The organism is Leucobacter muris (assembly GCF_004028235.1).
Taxonomy (GTDB): Bacteria; Actinomycetota; Actinomycetes; order Actinomycetales; family Microbacteriaceae; genus Leucobacter; species Leucobacter muris.
The window spans coordinates 1,694,080-1,709,728 of sequence record NZ_CP035037.1 but is presented as its reverse complement, the minus strand read 5'-3'; the positions used below and the strand labels follow the sequence as shown (position 1 = coordinate 1,709,728).

14 protein-coding genes are annotated in these 15,649 nt (G+C 71.0%); 9 read left to right on the top strand and 5 right to left on the bottom strand.

Annotated elements, in window-relative coordinates:
- Positions 1–10: 10 nt before the first annotated feature.
- From Leucomu_RS08055 to Leucomu_RS15180, 4 genes are all read right to left on the bottom strand, one after another.
- Complete coding sequence (locus tag Leucomu_RS08055; protein ID WP_128386881.1) at positions 11–1,546, bottom strand: SpaH/EbpB family LPXTG-anchored major pilin; 1,536 nt, start codon at positions 1,544–1,546, stop codon at positions 11–13.
- 51 nt (positions 1,547–1,597) lie between these two features.
- Complete coding sequence (locus Leucomu_RS08050; protein ID WP_128386880.1) at positions 1,598–2,029, bottom strand: hypothetical protein; 432 nt, start codon at positions 2,027–2,029, stop codon at positions 1,598–1,600.
- Positions 2,030–2,374: 345 nt separating this feature from the next.
- Positions 2,375–3,766: a discoidin domain-containing protein gene (locus Leucomu_RS08045; protein ID WP_128386879.1), complete on the bottom strand. Its 1,392-nt coding sequence runs from the start codon at positions 3,764–3,766 to the stop codon at positions 2,375–2,377.
- Positions 3,767–4,028: 262 nt separating this feature from the next.
- On the bottom strand, positions 4,029–4,187 hold the full coding sequence (locus Leucomu_RS15180) for a hypothetical protein (protein ID WP_164884527.1): 159 nt from the start codon (positions 4,185–4,187) through the stop codon (positions 4,029–4,031).
- 635 nt (positions 4,188–4,822) lie between these two features.
- Between Leucomu_RS15180 and Leucomu_RS08040 the strand changes: the two genes are divergently transcribed.
- The 3 genes from Leucomu_RS08040 to Leucomu_RS08030 all read left to right on the top strand — a co-directional run bounded on the left by Leucomu_RS08040 (position 4,823) and on the right by Leucomu_RS08030 (position 8,063).
- On the top strand, positions 4,823–6,166 hold the full coding sequence (locus tag Leucomu_RS08040; RefSeq protein WP_228407040.1) for a quaternary amine ABC transporter ATP-binding protein: 1,344 nt from the start codon (positions 4,823–4,825) through the stop codon (positions 6,164–6,166).
- Positions 6,166–7,080, top strand: a complete 915-nt coding sequence (locus Leucomu_RS08035; protein WP_017884716.1) for an ABC transporter permease — start codon at positions 6,166–6,168, stop codon at positions 7,078–7,080. The genes Leucomu_RS08040 and Leucomu_RS08035 overlap by 1 nt, the downstream gene beginning before the upstream one ends.
- Positions 7,081–7,157: 77 nt before the next feature.
- A complete protein-coding gene (locus Leucomu_RS08030) occupies positions 7,158–8,063 on the top strand; it encodes a glycine betaine ABC transporter substrate-binding protein (RefSeq protein ID WP_128386878.1) in 906 nt (301 codons plus the stop codon).
- A gap of 169 nt (positions 8,064–8,232) precedes the next feature.
- On the opposite strand, the gene Leucomu_RS08025 is transcribed toward Leucomu_RS08030, so the two are convergent.
- Entirely contained in the window at positions 8,233–9,099 is an 867-nt protein-coding gene (locus tag Leucomu_RS08025; protein ID WP_128386877.1) for an NADPH-dependent oxidoreductase, read from the bottom strand.
- Positions 9,100–9,211: 112 nt separating this feature from the next.
- Between Leucomu_RS08025 and Leucomu_RS08020 the strand changes: the two genes are divergently transcribed.
- The 6 genes from Leucomu_RS08020 to Leucomu_RS07995 all read left to right on the top strand — a co-directional run bounded on the left by Leucomu_RS08020 (position 9,212) and on the right by Leucomu_RS07995 (position 15,606).
- Entirely contained in the window at positions 9,212–9,442 is a 231-nt protein-coding gene (locus Leucomu_RS08020; protein ID WP_128386876.1) for a hypothetical protein, read from the top strand.
- 161 nt (positions 9,443–9,603) lie between these two features.
- On the top strand, positions 9,604–11,220 hold the full coding sequence (locus Leucomu_RS08015) for an ATP-binding cassette domain-containing protein (RefSeq protein WP_128387816.1): 1,617 nt from the start codon (positions 9,604–9,606) through the stop codon (positions 11,218–11,220).
- Positions 11,221–11,575: 355 nt separating this feature from the next.
- The gene (locus Leucomu_RS08010) at positions 11,576–12,049 is read left to right on the top strand and encodes a GyrI-like domain-containing protein (protein WP_128386875.1); all 474 of its coding nucleotides are present in this window, start codon (positions 11,576–11,578) and stop codon (positions 12,047–12,049) included.
- A gap of 151 nt (positions 12,050–12,200) precedes the next feature.
- Complete coding sequence (gene valS / locus Leucomu_RS08005) at positions 12,201–14,789, top strand: valine--tRNA ligase (RefSeq protein WP_194294537.1); 2,589 nt, start codon at positions 12,201–12,203, stop codon at positions 14,787–14,789.
- 2 nt (positions 14,790–14,791) lie between these two features.
- Positions 14,792–15,073 carry a hypothetical protein gene (locus tag Leucomu_RS08000; RefSeq protein WP_017884723.1) on the top strand — a complete coding sequence of 94 codons (282 nt, stop codon included), beginning with the start codon at positions 14,792–14,794 and terminating at the stop codon, positions 15,071–15,073.
- 11 nt (positions 15,074–15,084) lie between these two features.
- On the top strand, positions 15,085–15,606 hold the full coding sequence (locus Leucomu_RS07995; RefSeq protein WP_128386874.1) for a hypothetical protein: 522 nt from the start codon (positions 15,085–15,087) through the stop codon (positions 15,604–15,606).
- Positions 15,607–15,649 lie beyond the last annotated feature (43 nt).

The window sequence follows — 15,649 nt, the reverse complement described above, 5'->3', positions numbered from 1 at the left end:
AATGCTCGGCTCAGACCTCGGCGGGATCCTCGGTCTGCTTGCGGCGTCCGAAGGTCGCGAAGAGCACGCCGCCGGCGATGAGGATCGCGCCCGCGACCCCGATCGCGGTCATGCCCGCACCGCCGAGCACGGGCAGCGCCCCGGCCTCGCGCATCTGGTTGGGCACGTTCGCGACCGACCCGCTGCCGGTGAGACCGGTGCCCGGATACACCGTGATCTCGGTGGGCGCAGCCGCGGCGACATACCCCGCCGGAGCCTTCGTCTCGACGACCCAGTACTTCGTGCCCGCAGCCGACGCCTTCAGCCCGTTGATCACCACGAAGCCGTGATCGGCGCCCTGATCGGCGGTGGTGAACGTCTTGCGATCGGCCCCCGCGGTCGAACCCGCACCGAACTCGAGCCCACCCGTCACCGGATCCCCCGCAGCGACCTGAGCCGCCGCAGCGTTCGCCGCAGCCTCGGTGGCGAACACCTGGAACTCCGCACCCGCAAGACGAGCATCCTCATCACCCTGCGCATGCTTGTTCACACGAGCCGTACCCCACAAAGACTGGGCCTGTACGTCGAACTCAGCGCTGTCGATGAAGACCTTCGCGGTGTTCGTGATCGTGCCGTCCGAAGGAATCGAGGTCACCGTCGTCGCGATGGTGAAATCGACCTGCGCGTTGTCGCCGGCGAGCCAGAGCTCGTCGTACCCCTGCGGGGTCAGCTCCATCGTGTAGACGTCGCCCGCGGGAGTGACCGTGAAGTCGGTGGGCGAGGTGAGCTGAACCGGTGCGCCCGCGGCTGAACGGATTGTCACCGTCGGTGCCGGAGAAGCCGCGTAGGCGAGTTCGGCGGGGAGCGTATCCACCACCCGGTAGTCGCTCACCGGCGAGAGGGGGATGTTGCCCGACACGGTCCAGGTGATGACATCGCCGAGTGCGTACGAGTCGGTGTCGTTCACCGTTTTCACCGCGGTCGTGGCTAGGTTCTTTGGGTACGCGTGCACGTCGTACCGGAACACGCCCGGCTCGGTCGTGGGCATCGGCAGCGTCACCAGGAACGGCTGTGCGCGCGTACTCACGTTCGCGGGAGCGTCGGTCTCTTCGACATAGAAGAGCCCCACGTTCAGCGAATCGAATACCAGCTCTCCTGGCACGCCGGCTGCTCCGGTCACACCGGTTCCCGCCGGGACGAGCGTATTCCCCGCGGTCGTGAATGAGCCGGGATTCGCAAGATAGGGCTGGATCAGCGCCCAGCCGGCATCGGTCTCGAGATCGACGGCGACCCCGCCGATCTCAGTGACCTCACGCGCAGTGAAGGTCACCCCGTCGATCGGCAGCGCCCCTGCCGGCAGGCTGCCCGACGGCACCTCCGACCCGTCACCGGCGGCGCCTGAAGTGGCCGGCTGCGACAGCTTATGAATCGTGAGACTCCGCGGCTCATCCGGATCGATGTTCGACGGCGCCGCGGACGCCGCAGACACCGCGACCCCCATCAGCGCGGTCGCCCCTAACACGACCGCCGCCACGGCGGCACTCAACCGCCTCGTAGTTCTCGACATGTGATGTTCCCTTCTTCCACCCGAGGGGGGGATCCTTGCTTACGTACCAACTCAGTTCATAGATTCAGCAGGCGCCGACCCGTCCGCGTGCGGGCCCCGGCGTCGCCGGAGCACCGCCGCCAGCAGGCCGACGGCGACGATCAGGCCGCCCCAGGTGAGGATGCCGAGTACGGTCGCACCGCCCAGCACCGGCAGCGGGAACGCGAACCACTGGGGTGTCGTGAGCGTCACGCGGCACGCACCCGAGTCGCCCCCGCACCCCGTCGGTCGCACCACACCGTCGGTCGCGGTGTCGTCGCCGGGGGCGAAGCCGTTTGCGCTGTTCACGAATGACGCCGACGAGGTGCCGTGCCCCGTGCCGTCGAACACCCGCGCGAGCGAGAACTCCACCTGCGGGTTCGGGCCCGGTGCCGCCTCGGCCAACGGCCCGTTCGCCACCACGGCACCGCCCGCGACCACGCCTACCGCGACCGCCCATGCCACCGCCCGGCGCACCGGCAGCCGTGCTCGGTCGCGCCTCGGCAACTGCGACGAACGCGATGAGTCCGCCCGGCGCGCACCGAAGAACGCTCCGCGACCCGCCCGCGAACGCGCAGCACCAACGCCCCCAGCCCGCATGGAGAGCCTCCTGATCGAAGAACGGTACGCCGACATCACCCCGATGCCGCGTCGCTCCCCTCAACGCACTCTCGACCCCGGATGGTTCTCACAGCGTATCCCCCGGTATCGGACAGGAGGCGCTATACCGGAGCAACAATCACCCTCGGGCGGCGTTTTTCACCCGCGGGCGCAGGTAGTCTCACCCTGCCGGCTCGTGCCCGGGTCGACTCAGCCGCGGAGCCGCGAGAGCGGCACCCACTTGATCTTGCCGTCGACCACGGTGAGCACGTCGCCCTCGTCGCCGATGCGCCCCTCCGAATCGCGCAGCGTCTCAACCTGCAGCGCTTTCGCGAACAGTCCCGTGGCGTGATCGAAGCGCAGCACCGCGGGATCGGCCCAGGCCGTCGCGGTGCCGTCCCACGGCAGGATCTGCCCGCGATTGTGCGACCGCGCCCTCGCCTGATCAGCGGTCGTGCACGCCGTTTCGCTGCGGGTGTAGGGCTGCAGCCCGTCGACCGCGGGCAGCGCCACGAGGTTGCGGTGGGCGTCGCTCGCGTGCAGCAGCCGCAGCCCGAGCACGGAGACTGGCGAGCCGCCCGCCCCTGCGCGGCTCATCACGAGTCGGTACCGACCGAACTGCTGCGGCGAGAGCACCTCGAGGGTCTTCTCCTCGTACGGCTGCCATTCGAGGCCGGAGCGCGTGTCGAGCGTGGCCCACGAGGCGCCGTCGTTCGAGCCCTCGAGGCGGAACTCGGCGGGGGCCGACCCGGGATCCCCGGCAGCCTGCAGCGCGTAGCGTGTCACCGTGCGCTGCTCGGGCAGCGACACCGAGAGCCACTCGCCGAGCGGCGGCGTGCCCGTCTGCCACGCGGGCAGGGCGGCGACGTCGATCCCGAGCTCCGCCGGCCGCGAGAACACCGTGAAGGCCGCCACCGCACCCTCGGGGGCGACGGAGGTCGAATCGGCGACCCGGTAGCCGCCGACGACCTCGGCGTCCATCGCGGGCGTCACGACCGGGTCGCCCTCGGTGAAGAGCGCGTCGGGCACCTCGGCGAAGTCGCTGCGCACCAACTCCTGGCCGTTGAGGCGCAGCCACCCGCGCCCCTGCTCGTCGGTGAAGCGCAGCGCGCTCTCGTCGAGGTAGTCGACCTCGCCGGGCGCCGGGCACGCGTCGGCGGGCGGCTCGGCCGAGACGCCGCAATCGTAGGAGGCGCCCGTCCAGCGAACGCGCTCGCCCGACTCGCAGCTCGGCACCGGGATGCCGAGCGCGCCGCCGATCTCGGTGCTCAGCGACAGCTGCGCAACGGGCAGCGGCGGCGCGACCGATCCGGCGCCCCCGCCCGCGGGCGTCGCCTCGACCGGGTCGTCGGCGAGGGGAGCCTCCTGCGCCGGGGTCTCCGCCGCGGGCGCATCCCGGGGTGGTTCGGGATCCGGGATCGCCGCACCGTCGCCGCCGGACGCCGTGCAGGCGAGCGCTCCGTCGACCACAGCGAGGCCTTGCGCGCCTTCGGCGCCGCAGCTCTCGGCTGAGTATGCGACACCGGCCGTGACGGGGCCGCCGGAGCACTCCCACCCGCCCTCGGCCGTCGCGACGAGCGTGCGGCCCGCCGGGCACAGCATCAGACCCAGCGCGCCCGAATCGACGTGGAGACCCGATCCCTCGGCGAGGAGTGACGGGGAGACCGGAGCACCCGGCTCGCCGGGCGCCCCCGGCTGACCGGCCGCACCGGGGGCCCGGCGGCGCCCGGCGCGCCGCTCGCTCCCGTCGGCCCTGCGGGCCCCGCAGGGCCGACGGCGCCGGGCGTGCCGGGAGCGCCGATCTCGCCCGCTTCGCCGCGTTCGCCGGCCGGGCCCTGGGCGCCCGGCGCCGACTGCGCGCTCATCAGCGCGCCGAGAGCCTGAGGCAGCCAGTCACCATCGCGCCGCCGACCAGCAGGGCGACGGTCACGGCGCCGCCCGCGAACAAGACGCGTTTGCGTCGCTGGATGCGCTGCAGCTCGGCGAGGTCGCCGGGGCTGAAACCTACCGAGAGTCCGTCCACCTGCGTGTGGAGATCGCGTCGGGGATGCCGAGGGCCCGCGCCGGCCCACCGCCTCGTCACTGCGCCGAACCCGGCGGACGCGTCGCGACGACGCGGCGCATCATCGAAGGATCGGGCACGGGAACCTCATCGCGAAGGGATAGGGGGATACCGGGTCAACTCTAGTCTGACACCGGGCGGGATGGCTCGCGGTCATCCAAGGACCTTTCCGAGCACGCGTTCTGCCGGTATCGGGGCGCGACCCGAGCGTGGTTCGACGCCGCCGAAGCGCCGCCTGTGTAACGTCCGGATAACGATGGTGATGTGATGAAACTCCTGATCAGACCGAAGTACACGGCTCTCCTCGGGCACGACGCGACCCCGCTCGCCTTGCAAGTCGCCCCCGAACCTTGTTAGCGTCGAAGCAGCGTCGAGTGCACATCTGATGCCGCTCGTCGCGCCCCTCGGATCGAATTCGCTGAGCTACGGCGAGCCGAAGGCAGGCGCGATGGCAGGTGGCCGGTGAGCATTCCGCAATACGATATCCGGCCTGTTGGGAGGCCGCGGTTCGAGCGAGCCGTTTTTCGGCGCCGCGTCGGCACTCCATAGCGGTGTGCCCGCGGTTCCGCGGTCCCCACGCCAGAGGGGTTGAAAAAGTGAACAGAACAACTGAGCAGCCCGACAGGGCACTCGACGGCGCGCCCGCCATCGAGGTGGAGCGCGCCTACAAAGTATTCGGGCGCCGGCCCAAGGAGGTCGTGAAGCAGCTCAAGCAGGGCGCCTCCCGGGATGAGCTGCGCGCGCACGGGACCGCCGCCGTGATCGACGCGAGCTTCGAGGTGCGCAAGGGCGAGATCTTCGTCGTGATGGGCCTCTCGGGATCGGGCAAGTCCACGCTGATCCGCATGCTGAACGGCCTCAACCCGACCACCGACGGCTCCATCAAGGTGAACGGCAGCGAGGTCGTGGGGCGCAGCGCAGCCGAGCTGCGCGAACTGCGCCGCGACCACATGTCGATGGTGTTCCAGCACTTCGCGCTGCTGCCCCACCGCACGGTGCTCGACAACGTCGCCTACGGCCTCGAGCTGCAGGGCGTCGCCCCGGCCGAGCGTCAGGAGCGGGCGCGCGGCTGGCTCGCACGCGTCGGCCTCGCCGGCTGGGAGCGCAGCTTCCCCGGCGAGCTCTCGGGGGGCATGCAGCAGCGCGTCGGCATCGCCCGCGCCCTCGCGGCCGACACCGACATCCTGCTCATGGACGAGGCCTTCTCGGCGCTCGATCCCCTGATCCGCCGTGAGATGCAGGAGCAGCTCATCGAGCTGCAGCAGGAGCTCGGCAAGACGATCGTGTTCATCACGCACGACCTCAACGAGGCCATGTTCCTGGGCGATCGCATCGCGGTGATGCGCGACGGCCGCATCGTGCAGGTGGGCACCCCCAACGACATCCTCACCGACCCGGCGAACGACTACGTGGCCCAGTTCGTGCAAGACGTGGATCGGGCGCGCGTGCTCACCGCCGGCGACGTCATGGAGCCGCCGCACGCCGTCGTCTTCGCATCGGCCGGCCCCCGCACGGCGCTCAAGACGATGCGCGACATGCAGACCTCGGCCTGCTTCGTCACCGACTCCGGGCGCAAGCTGCTCGGCGTGGTGCGCGACAAGGACGTGCTGCGGCAGGTGCGCGAGGGCAGCACCGATCTCACCGAACGACTGCGGCCCACTCCCTCGATCGTGAAGCGCGATCAGCTGATCGCCGACCTCTTCGAACTCGCCGTCGAGAGCCCGCTGCCGGTCGCCGTGACCGATGAGCAGGATCGCCTCATCGGCGTCGTACCGCGCGTGACCCTGCTGGCGGCGCTCGCCGACCTGCCGACCACCACGACCGAGATCCCGGTCATCGAACCCACCCCGGAGGTTCCCGCAGCCATGATCACGCAGACTCTCGAGGAGAGCGCGGTCGGCGCGCCCGGAGCACCGCTCGCGAGTGAGGAGGCGCACTGATGGACGGCTTCCGCATCCCCCTCGGCGGCTGGGTCGCCGACGCCCTCGATTGGTTTAAGGGCGCCTTCAAATGGCTGCTCGACTTCGTCACCCTCGTCGTCGGCTGGCTCGTCGAGGGCCTCGCCGACGTGCTCGTCGCGATCCCGTTCGCGGCACTGATCCTGGTGTTCGCGCTGCTCGGCTGGCTCGTCCGCTCGTGGCAGCTCGCGGTCGGCACCGCCGTCACGATGCTGCTCATCGTCGCGATGGACCAGTGGGAGAACGCGATGCTCACGCTCGCGCTCGTGCTCGTCGCAGCCGTGATCGCCGTGATCATCGCGGTGCCCCTGGGTATCCTCGCCGCGCGCAGCGACCGGTTCAGCGCGGTGATCCGCCCCGTGCTCGACTTCATGCAGACCATGCCCTCGCTGGTGTACCTGATCCCCGCGGTCGTCTTCTTCAGCGTCGGCTTCGTGCCGGGCGTGTTCGCCACACTGCTGTTCTCACTGCCGCCGGGCGTGCGATTCACCGAGCTCGGCATCCGCGGCGTCGACTCCGAGACCGTCGAAGCCGGCCAGGCCTTCGGCGCGACCCCGGGAAAGATCCTGCGCGGCATCCAGCTGCCCCTCGCCACCCCCACCATCATGGCCGGCATCAACCAGGTCATCATGCTCGCCCTCTCGATGGCGGTCGTGGCGGGTATGGCCGGCGCGAACGGACTGGGCAAGGAGGTGGTGTCGGCGCTGTCGACCCTCAACATCGCGAAGGGCGTCGAGGCAGGCCTCAGCGTCGTGATCCTCGCCGTCTTCCTCGACCGCGTGACCGCCGCGCTCGGCAACCCCGCCGAATACAAGTCGTCGCTGCTCGGCGTGCTGCGCAAGCAGCGCAACGAGCGCACGCCCTCCCCCGCGTCCGTGCCGGCCGCGGCCCACTGACCCGCAAGACCACGAATGAACACGCGGGGCCGCAAGCCCCGTTCCGCGCCACCGGGCGCGGAGAGAAAGGAAACACGATGATCAAGCGCAAGCTCACCGGAATCCTCGCCCTCGGAGCGGCGGCCAGCCTCGCCCTCGTCGGCTGCTCGAGCGACGGCGGATCCGCGAACGGCGACGGCGGTGACAAGGGCACCGTCACCCTCGGCTTCCTGCCCAGCTGGACCGACGGGCTCAGCACCGCCTACCTGCTCGAGAACCAGCTCGAGAAGCTCGGCTACGACGTCGAGATGGAGGAGCTCACCGAGGCGGCCGTGCTCTACACGGGCCTCGCCAACGGCGATATCGATGTGTACCCCTCGGCCTGGTCCGAGAAGACGCACGCCACTTACATGGAGCAGTACGGCGATCAGCTCGAGGATCTCGGCGCCTACTACGACAACGCCGTGCTCACCATCGCGGTGCCCGAGTACATGGACGACGTGAACTCGATCGAGGATCTCGTCGGCCAGGCCGACCGCTTCGACGGCGAGATCATCGGCATCGAGCCGAGCGCGGGCCTGACCGAGCAGACCGAGACCGTCATGATGCCCGAGTACGGCCTCGACGGCGACTACTCGCTCGTCACCTCGTCGACCGCGACGATGCTCGCCACGCTGCAGGAGAAGATCGACAACGAGGAGGACGTCGTCGTCACGCTGTGGCGCCCCTTCTGGGCGAACGACGCCTTCCCCGTGAAGGATCTCGAGGATCCGAAGGGCGCCATGGGCGAGCCCGAGGCCCTGCACTTCCTCGCCACGGGCGGCTTCTCGGAGCAGTACCCCGAGGCGGCCGAGCTCATCGAGAGCATCCAGCTCGACGACGCCGCCTACGGTTCGCTCGAAGCGCTCGTGACGGGCGACGAGTACGAGGGTGACCCCGAGGGCGCCGTCGAGGCGTGGCTCGCCGAGCACCCTGACGCCTTCCCCGGCCTCATCGCCGACTAGTCGTCCTCACGGCCCCCGGCGCAGCGCCTGCGCCGGGGCCGGCGAACACCGAGGAGCCCCGCTCCGTTGCACCGCCGTTTCGGCGGGGCAGCGGAACGGGGCTCCTCTGCTCTGCGTGGACGGCGGACCCTGCACCGGCTCGGGCCCGCGCACCCGTGAGGGCCGTCCGTCAGTCGAGTGAGAACCCGCGCCGTCGCACCTGCTCGCGCAGATGCCTCCTGAGGCTGGCGGCGCCCAGGTGCTCGGGGTTGCTGCAGCGCCGCGCGGTGTGCTCGCACCAGCCGTAGCGATCCTCGTCGTCCGCATCCAGCTCGGGATCGCCGCCCGCCGGCACGTGCCGGCCCCGATAGATGCCGCGCGCGATCGTCGCCCGGTCGTAGGCCTCGAGCGCCTCGTCGAGACGTTCGGCCGAGTAGCGCTCCCGATGCACCGTCGCCTCCACCGGCAGTCTCGGCTTGACCCCTCGCCCGGAGTCTCGTGGGCTCCCGAGCGCCAGCCCGACGACGGCGAACACCCCACGGGGAAGGGCGAGCTCCGCCGCGACCGTGTCGGGCTCGTTGCGCACCGAACCGATCGGCACGCCGGCGAGGCCGACCGACTCCGCCGCGGTCAGGGCGTTCTGCATGCAGAGCGCCGCATCGACGGATGCGAGCAGGAACATCTCGAGCGTGTCCGCGGCGAACGGCTGCCCTTGGCGCTCGCACACTGCTCGGAGCCGGAAGATGTCGGCGCAGAAGACGAGCATCACCGGGGCTTCGCGCACGCACCGCTGGTCGCCGACGAGTTCGGCCAGCCTGTTCTTGCGCTCGACATCGCGGACGACGACGATGCTGTACGCCTGCAGGTTCGAGGAGGTGGGTGCGCTGCGCGCCGCCGTGAGGATCGCGGTCAGCGCCTGCTCCCCCAGCGGTTCGGCGGTGAAGCTTCGGCGAGACTCGTGCGCTGCGATCGTGCGCATCGTCTCGCTCGCCCAGGCGCTCGGCAGCTCGATCCCCTCGAGCTCGAATCGGTTCTGGATCCCGCCGTGTCCGCTCATCGCGCGAGGCCCTCGATCACCGCAGCGCTGAAGTCGTCGGTCGTGGCGCGGCCGCCGAGATCCGCCGTGCGGGGCCCGTGCTCGATCGCCGACGAGCGGCGACAACGAGGCGGTGCTGCTGCACGTCGCCGAGTTCGCGCTGCGGCTCGACACCGCTCGCGACGCGACACTCGACGTCGAAGCGGCCCCTCACGATTCGCTGAACCGCGAGCGTCTGCACGACGAGCTCACCGCCTGCAACACCGCGCTGGGCGCGCTGGCAGCCGAACTGAGGGATCGCCTCAGCGTGGCGAACCGATCCGCCGCGAACCGGGGCGATGCCGCGGCCCGGGCCGTGGCGTAGCCTCCCGGAGCCGAGACCGCTAGAATGGGCCCCATGCGCCTGTACTTCTTCATCTAAGGGTTCGCCTCGCAAGCGACCCCTGACACGCACCGCTGCCGTGCGGCGATCCGCCGCACCCGGTGCTCGATGAAGAAAGAACCTCAATGCCGCACGCATCACCCATGCCCGCGCGCGCCCAGATCACGGCGCGCGACCTCACCATCCACCGCGGGGGCTCCCCCGTCATCAGAGGCCTCGACCTGACCGTCGACGAGCGCTCGAGCATCGCCGTCGTCGGCGAGAACGGGCGCGGCATGTCGACGCTGCTCGCCCTGCTCGCGGGCGCCCCCGACGCGGTCCCGCCCTCCGCCGGCACCGTGAGCCGGATGGGGCGGATCGGCTTCGCCGAGCAGGAGATGCCCGTCGACGCCGAGCGCACCGTCGGCGACGCCATCGCCTTCGCGATCGCCGACTCCCTCGCCGGCCTCGCCGAACTCGACCGCGCCGCCGCAGAGCTCGCCGAGGGGCGCACGGCGGCCGAACACGCCTACACGGTGGCCCTCGACGCCGCAACCGCACTCGACGCGTGGGACGCCGAACGCCGCGTCACGATCGCGCTCGAGGCCCTGCAGGCCGAAACCGACCGGGCACGACCGCTGCGAGAGCTCTCGGTCGGCCAGCGCTACCGGGTGCGGCTCGCGTGCCTGCTGGGCGGCGACGCCCGGATCCTGCTGCTCGACGAGCCCACCAACCACCTCGATGGCGCGTCGCTCGAGTTCCTCACCGAGAGCCTGCGCATGCGACCGGGCGGCTTCGTCGTGGTGAGCCACGACCGTCAGCTGCTGCGAGACGTCGGCTGCACCTTTCTCGACCTCGACCCGAGCTCCGACGGCCGCCCCCGCGCGTACGGCGGCGGCTACGACGGCTACCGGCAGGGGAAGGCGGCTGACCGCGTCCGCTGGGAGCAGGAGCACGCCGCTCAGCTCGACGCCGAGGCGAGGCTCGCCGTCGACCTCGAAGCGGCCCGCCAGCGACTCGTGAGCGGGTGGAGACCGCCGAAGGGAACGGGTAAGCACCAGCGGGCGACCCGCGCGGCGGGTCTCGTCACGAGCGTCAAACGCAGGCAGGCCGACCTCGACGCGCACACCGTCGAGGTGCCCGAACCCCCCGCGCGCCTCATGCCGCCCGAGTACCGCGTGCGGTTGCGCGGCACACTGCTGGCGGCCGAGGAAGCGACGCTCGAGCCGCGGCTGCGGCAGCCCGTCAGCTGCTCGCTGCGAGCCGGCGGCCGCCTACTCGTGCGCGGCCCGAACGGCGCCGGCAAGTCGACGCTGCTCGGGCTGTTGGCGGGTGAGCTGCAGCCCGACGGGGGAACCGTGCGGCGGCGGGACGGCGCGACGATCGAGCTGCTCGCGCAGGAGAGCGAGCTCCCCGGATCCCGCAGCGCCGATGCGCTGTACCGTTCTCGCGCCGAGCTGCTCGTGCTGCGCGGCGCGCTCCCGGCCTCTCGGGTCGCGCCCCTCGGCTCGCTCGGCCTGCTCGGGGCCGCTGAGCGTCGCAAGCGGGTCGGCGAGCTCTCGGTCGGTCAGCAGCGCCGCCTCGATCTCGCGTTGCGGCTGCTCGCGCAGCCCGACGTGCTGATCCTCGACGAGCCGACGAACCATCTCTCGCTCGCCCTCATCGACGAGCTCACCGAGGCCCTCGACGGGCTGGACGCCGCGGTGATCGTGTCGACGCACGACCGGGGCATGCTGAACGATCTCGCGGAGTGGCCGACGGTCGAGCTCGCGGGGGCCTGATGCGCCGCGCGGCGCCCCGACGCGCTCCGGGGCTTCGGCAGCCGCGGCTGGAGCTTCGGACCCGGCCCGTGTTTCGGAGCCCACCCGTGCTTCGGAGCGGAACCGGCGATTCCATCCGAGACACGGGTGAGCTCCGAAACACGGGTGAGCCCCAAGACTCGGGTGAGCTCCGAGAGTCGGGTGAGCTCCGAAACACGGGTGAGTGCCGAAACGCGGGGCGCCGCGCGGCAGCGAAGCCCGGACCGGCGATCGGCGCCGACCCCTCGCGCGACGGCTGCCGGGTGCGTAGGATCGGGCGTGACGCAGCACCGAGCGGCGAGGGTTCGCTGCGAGAAGCCGAGCAGAGGAGCCCACCGTGATCGAGCAGTTCCCCGTTCCGCAGATCGTCGAACTTCCCGAGCAGCATCTCGCGGTCGTGCGCGAGAGGGTCGCGTTCGACGCGCTGCCCGAGCTGTACGACCGCGCCTACCCGCAGATCTTCGGCGCCCTCGCCCGGGCGGGCGTGGCGCCCGTCTCGGCGCCCATGGGTGTGACGCACGGGGAGCCGGATGCCGAACTCGACCTCTCGGTCGCGGTACCGGTCGCTCAGCCGTTCTCTCCCGACGGCCCGGTCGGCGCCGAGACCCTGCCCGCGGGGCGCGCCGCGACGCTGCTGGTGAAGGGCGACTATGCGCTGCTGCCCGCCGCCTACAAACACCTCTTCGCGTGGATCTCGGAGCAGGGACTCGCCCCGACGGGGATCTCCTGGGAACAGTACCTCACGGAGCCGGAGCCGGGAGGCGATCCCGCCGAGAACGAGACGCTGATCGGAGTCGCGCTGCAGGACTGAGAAGGGGCGCGGCGACGGCGCGTCCGGGCCGCGCGCCGGACGAGCCGCGGTCGAAACGCTCCGATAGACTGATCGGGTTGACCATCAGGCACCAAGATCGGCAACGCCGATCGACCACGCGGTGCCGCCCATAGCGAAGACGGAGCCCTGCATGAGCGCGATCCCCGACAAGCCGAAACTCGAAGGCCTCGAAGAGAAGTGGGGCCCGGTATGGGAGGAGCAGGGTACCTACCGCTTCGACCGCGACGGCGCCGAGCGGGCCGAGGTCTACAGCATCGACACTCCCCCGCCCACCGCCTCGGGTTCACTGCACGTCGGCCACGTGTTCTCGTACACGCACACCGACACGGTCGCCCGCTACCAGCGCATGCAGGGCAAGCGCGTCTTCTATCCGATGGGCTGGGACGACAACGGCCTGCCCACCGAGCGCCGCGTGCAGAACTACTACGGCGTGCGCTGCGATCCGTCGCTGCCCTACGTCGAGGGCTTCGTGCCCCCGCACGAGGGCGGTGACGGCAAGAGCGTGAAGGCGGCGGATCAGCAGCCCATCTCGCGCCGCAATTTCATCGAGCTGTGCGAGAGGCTGACCGTCGAAGACGAGAAGCAGTTCGAGGATCTGTGGCGCACGCTCGGACTGTCGGTCGACTGGACCCAGACCTACCGCACCATCGGCGAGGAGTCGCTGCGGGCGTCGCAGCTCGCGTTCGTCCGCAACGTCGAGCGGGGCGAGGCCTACCAGGCGCAGGCTCCCACGCTGTGGGACGTGACCTTCCGCACCGCGGTGGCCCAGGCCGAGCTCGAGGACCGGGATCAGCCCAGCGCGTACCACACGCTCGCCTTCCACCGCACCGACGGTGGCGGCGACATCCTCATCGACACCACCCGCCCCGAGCTGCTCGCGGCCTGCGTGGCCCTCGTGGCGCACCCCGACGACGAGCGCTACCGGCCCCTCTTCGGGCAGACCGTGCGCACGCCGCTCTTCGACGTCGAGGTGCCGATCGTCGCGCACCACCTCGCGCAGCAGGACAAGGGCACCGGCATCGCCATGATCTGCACCTTCGGCGATGTCACCGACGTGATCTGGTGGCGCGAGCTCGACCTGCCGAATCGGGCCATCCTCGGCTTCGACGGACGGGTGATCTCGGAGGCGCCCGAGGAGATCACGAGCGAGCGGGGCCGCGAGGCCTACGCTCAGATCGCGGGCAAGACCGTGTTCAGCGCGAAGGCCGCGGTCGTCGAGGCGCTGCAGGCCTCGGGCGAGCTCGTCGGCGAGATCCGTAAGATCAACCACCCGGTCAAGTTCTTCGAGAAGGGCGACAAGCCCCTCGAGATCGTCTCGACCCGCCAGTGGTACATCAAGAACGGCGCCCGCGACGAGCAGTTGCGCGAGCGTCTGCTCGCGCACGGCCGCGAGCTCGACTGGCACCCCGACTTCATGCGCGTGCGCTACGAGAACTGGGTCGAGGGTCTCTCGGGCGACTGGCTCATCTCGCGCCAGCGCTTCTTCGGCGTGCCGATCCCGGTCTGGTACCCGCTCGATGCCGAGGGCAACCCCGTGTTCGACCGGCCGATCCTGCCGTCCGAGGACCAGCTGCCGGTCGACCCGTCGAGCGACGCGCCCGCGGGCTACTCCGAGGATCAGCGGGGTGTGCCCGGCGGCTTCCAGGGCGAGGTCGACGTGATGGACACCTGGGCGACCTCGTCGCTCACGCCGCAGCTCGCGGGCGGCTGGGAGCGGGATCCCGAGCTCTTCGACCTCGTGTACCCCTACAGCCTGCGCCCCCAGGGCCAGGACATCATCCGCACCTGGCTCTTCTCGACGCTGCTGCGCTCCGAGCTCGAGGCCGGGCAGCTGCCGTGGAAGAACGCCGGCATCTCGGGCTGGATCCTCGATCCCGATCGCAAGAAGATGTCGAAGTCGAAGGGCAACGTGGTGACCCCCGCCGGCCTGCTCGAGCAGCACGGCTCCGACGCGGTGCGCTACTGGGCGGCCTCTGCGAAGCTGGGCACCGACGCCGCGTTCGACCCGCAGAACCCCACGCAGATCAAGATCGGCCGCCGGCTCGCCATCAAACTGCTCAACGCGGCGAAGTTCACGCTCTCGTTCGACGACTCGGGCGCCGGCACGGTCACCGAGGCGCTCGACCGCTCCATGCTCGCCGGGCTCGCCCGCGTGATCGAGGGCGCCACCCGCGCGTTCGAGGCGTACGACCACGCGCGCGCGCTCGAGCTCACCGAGTCGTTCTTCTGGACGTTCTGCGACGACTACCTCGAGCTCGTCAAGGAGCGCGCGCACAACGGCGAAGGCCAGCCCCAGGCGTCGGCCGTGACGGCGCTGCGCACCGCGCTCTCGGTCTTCGTGCGGCTGCTCGCCCCGTTCCTGCCCTACGCCGCCGAAGAGGTCTGGTCGTGGTTCGGAGAGGGATCGGTGCACCGCGCAGCCTGGCCGCTCGCCGCCGAGGCCGGCGATCTCGCCGGCGCCGACGCCGACGCCGAACTGCTGAGCCTCGTGGGCGGCGCCCTCGTGGGCGTGCGCGGCGCGAAGACGGCCGCGAAGGCCTCCCAGCGCACGCCGGTCACGCTCGCCGTGGTGCAGGCGCCCGCCGAGACGCGCGATCGCCTCGCCCTCGCCGCCGACGACCTCGCCGCGGTGGGCCGCATCGCCGAGCTGCGCATCGAGGCCGCCGAGGTCGACGCCGTGACGGTGGCGCAGATCGAGCTCGAGCAGGCCGAGGCCTGATCATGCAGCTGGGGGCGCGCTGGCGGGTGGGCGATCCGCCCCACCGCAGCGTGCCCCCGGCACTGCACGCGACGATCGCCGCGCAGCAGGCCGAGCACCCCGAGGCCTCCTCATGGACGCTCACCTGGCTCGAGGGGCGGCCCCGCTGCGCGCTCGAGCACGCGGTGATCGTGACCCTCGATGCCGCCGGGCGGCCGCTGGTGCTCGACGGCGCCGATCCGGCCTCTGACCGGGCATCGGCATCTGAAGACGACGAAGACGAAGACGACGACTGGCTGCTCTGAAGGGCGATGACATGACCCCCCGCGAACCCCTGCACCTCCCCCGCACGCGTGCGATGGCGGCCGCCGCGCTGGCCGCGCTGCTCACCGTCTCGCTCGCCTCCTGCGCTCCCGAGACCGACGACATCGCCGGCGCGAAGACCAAGGATCAGCTCGCCTCGGGCGAAGCCTCCGAGGATCAGGGCCAGCGCGCAGAGATCCCCGACGAGGCGTCGCAGAAGAAGACCGAGCTGCCCGAGAGCTTCCCCACCGACCGATTCGAGCTGCCCCGGGGAGCGGTCATCGACGACGCGGGCGAGCGCAGCGCGGGCGACTGGTTCGTGGTGCTGCGAGCGAAAGACGCGTCGACCGCCGCGACGCAGTGGACCGAGGTCATCGAGACCGGCGGCTTCGAGGTGTCGGATCAGCAGGGCGACGTGGAGCGCGACGCCTCTGCGACACTGCAGGGCTCGGGGCTCGACGTGTTCGCCCTCATGCTGCCGCAGGACGACAGCTCGGTACTGCTCAGCTACGACATCACCTCGTCCGGCAGCTGACCGTCAGAGCGCGCGACGCCCGGCACGTTCCGCGCTTTCGCTG

Coding starts and splice junctions, on each gene's coding strand:
- Leucomu_RS08055 (WP_128386881.1), bottom strand. CDS start 1,546: ATGTCGAGAACTACGAGGCGGTTGAGTGCCGCCGTGGCGGCGGTCGTG.
- Leucomu_RS08045 (WP_128386879.1), bottom strand. CDS start 3,766: ATGCTGTGCCCGGCGGGCCGCACGCTCGTCGCGACGGCCGAGGGCGGG.
- Leucomu_RS08035 (WP_017884716.1), top strand. CDS start 6,166: ATGGACGGCTTCCGCATCCCCCTCGGCGGCTGGGTCGCCGACGCCCTC.
- Leucomu_RS08030 (WP_128386878.1), top strand. CDS start 7,158: ATGATCAAGCGCAAGCTCACCGGAATCCTCGCCCTCGGAGCGGCGGCC.
- Leucomu_RS08025 (WP_128386877.1), bottom strand. CDS start 9,099: ATGAGCGGACACGGCGGGATCCAGAACCGATTCGAGCTCGAGGGGATC.
- Leucomu_RS08015 (WP_128387816.1), top strand. CDS start 9,604: ATGCCCGCGCGCGCCCAGATCACGGCGCGCGACCTCACCATCCACCGC.
- valS (WP_194294537.1), top strand. CDS start 12,201: ATGAGCGCGATCCCCGACAAGCCGAAACTCGAAGGCCTCGAAGAGAAG.
- Leucomu_RS08000 (WP_017884723.1), top strand. CDS start 14,792: ATGCAGCTGGGGGCGCGCTGGCGGGTGGGCGATCCGCCCCACCGCAGC.
- Leucomu_RS07995 (WP_128386874.1), top strand. CDS start 15,085: ATGACCCCCCGCGAACCCCTGCACCTCCCCCGCACGCGTGCGATGGCG.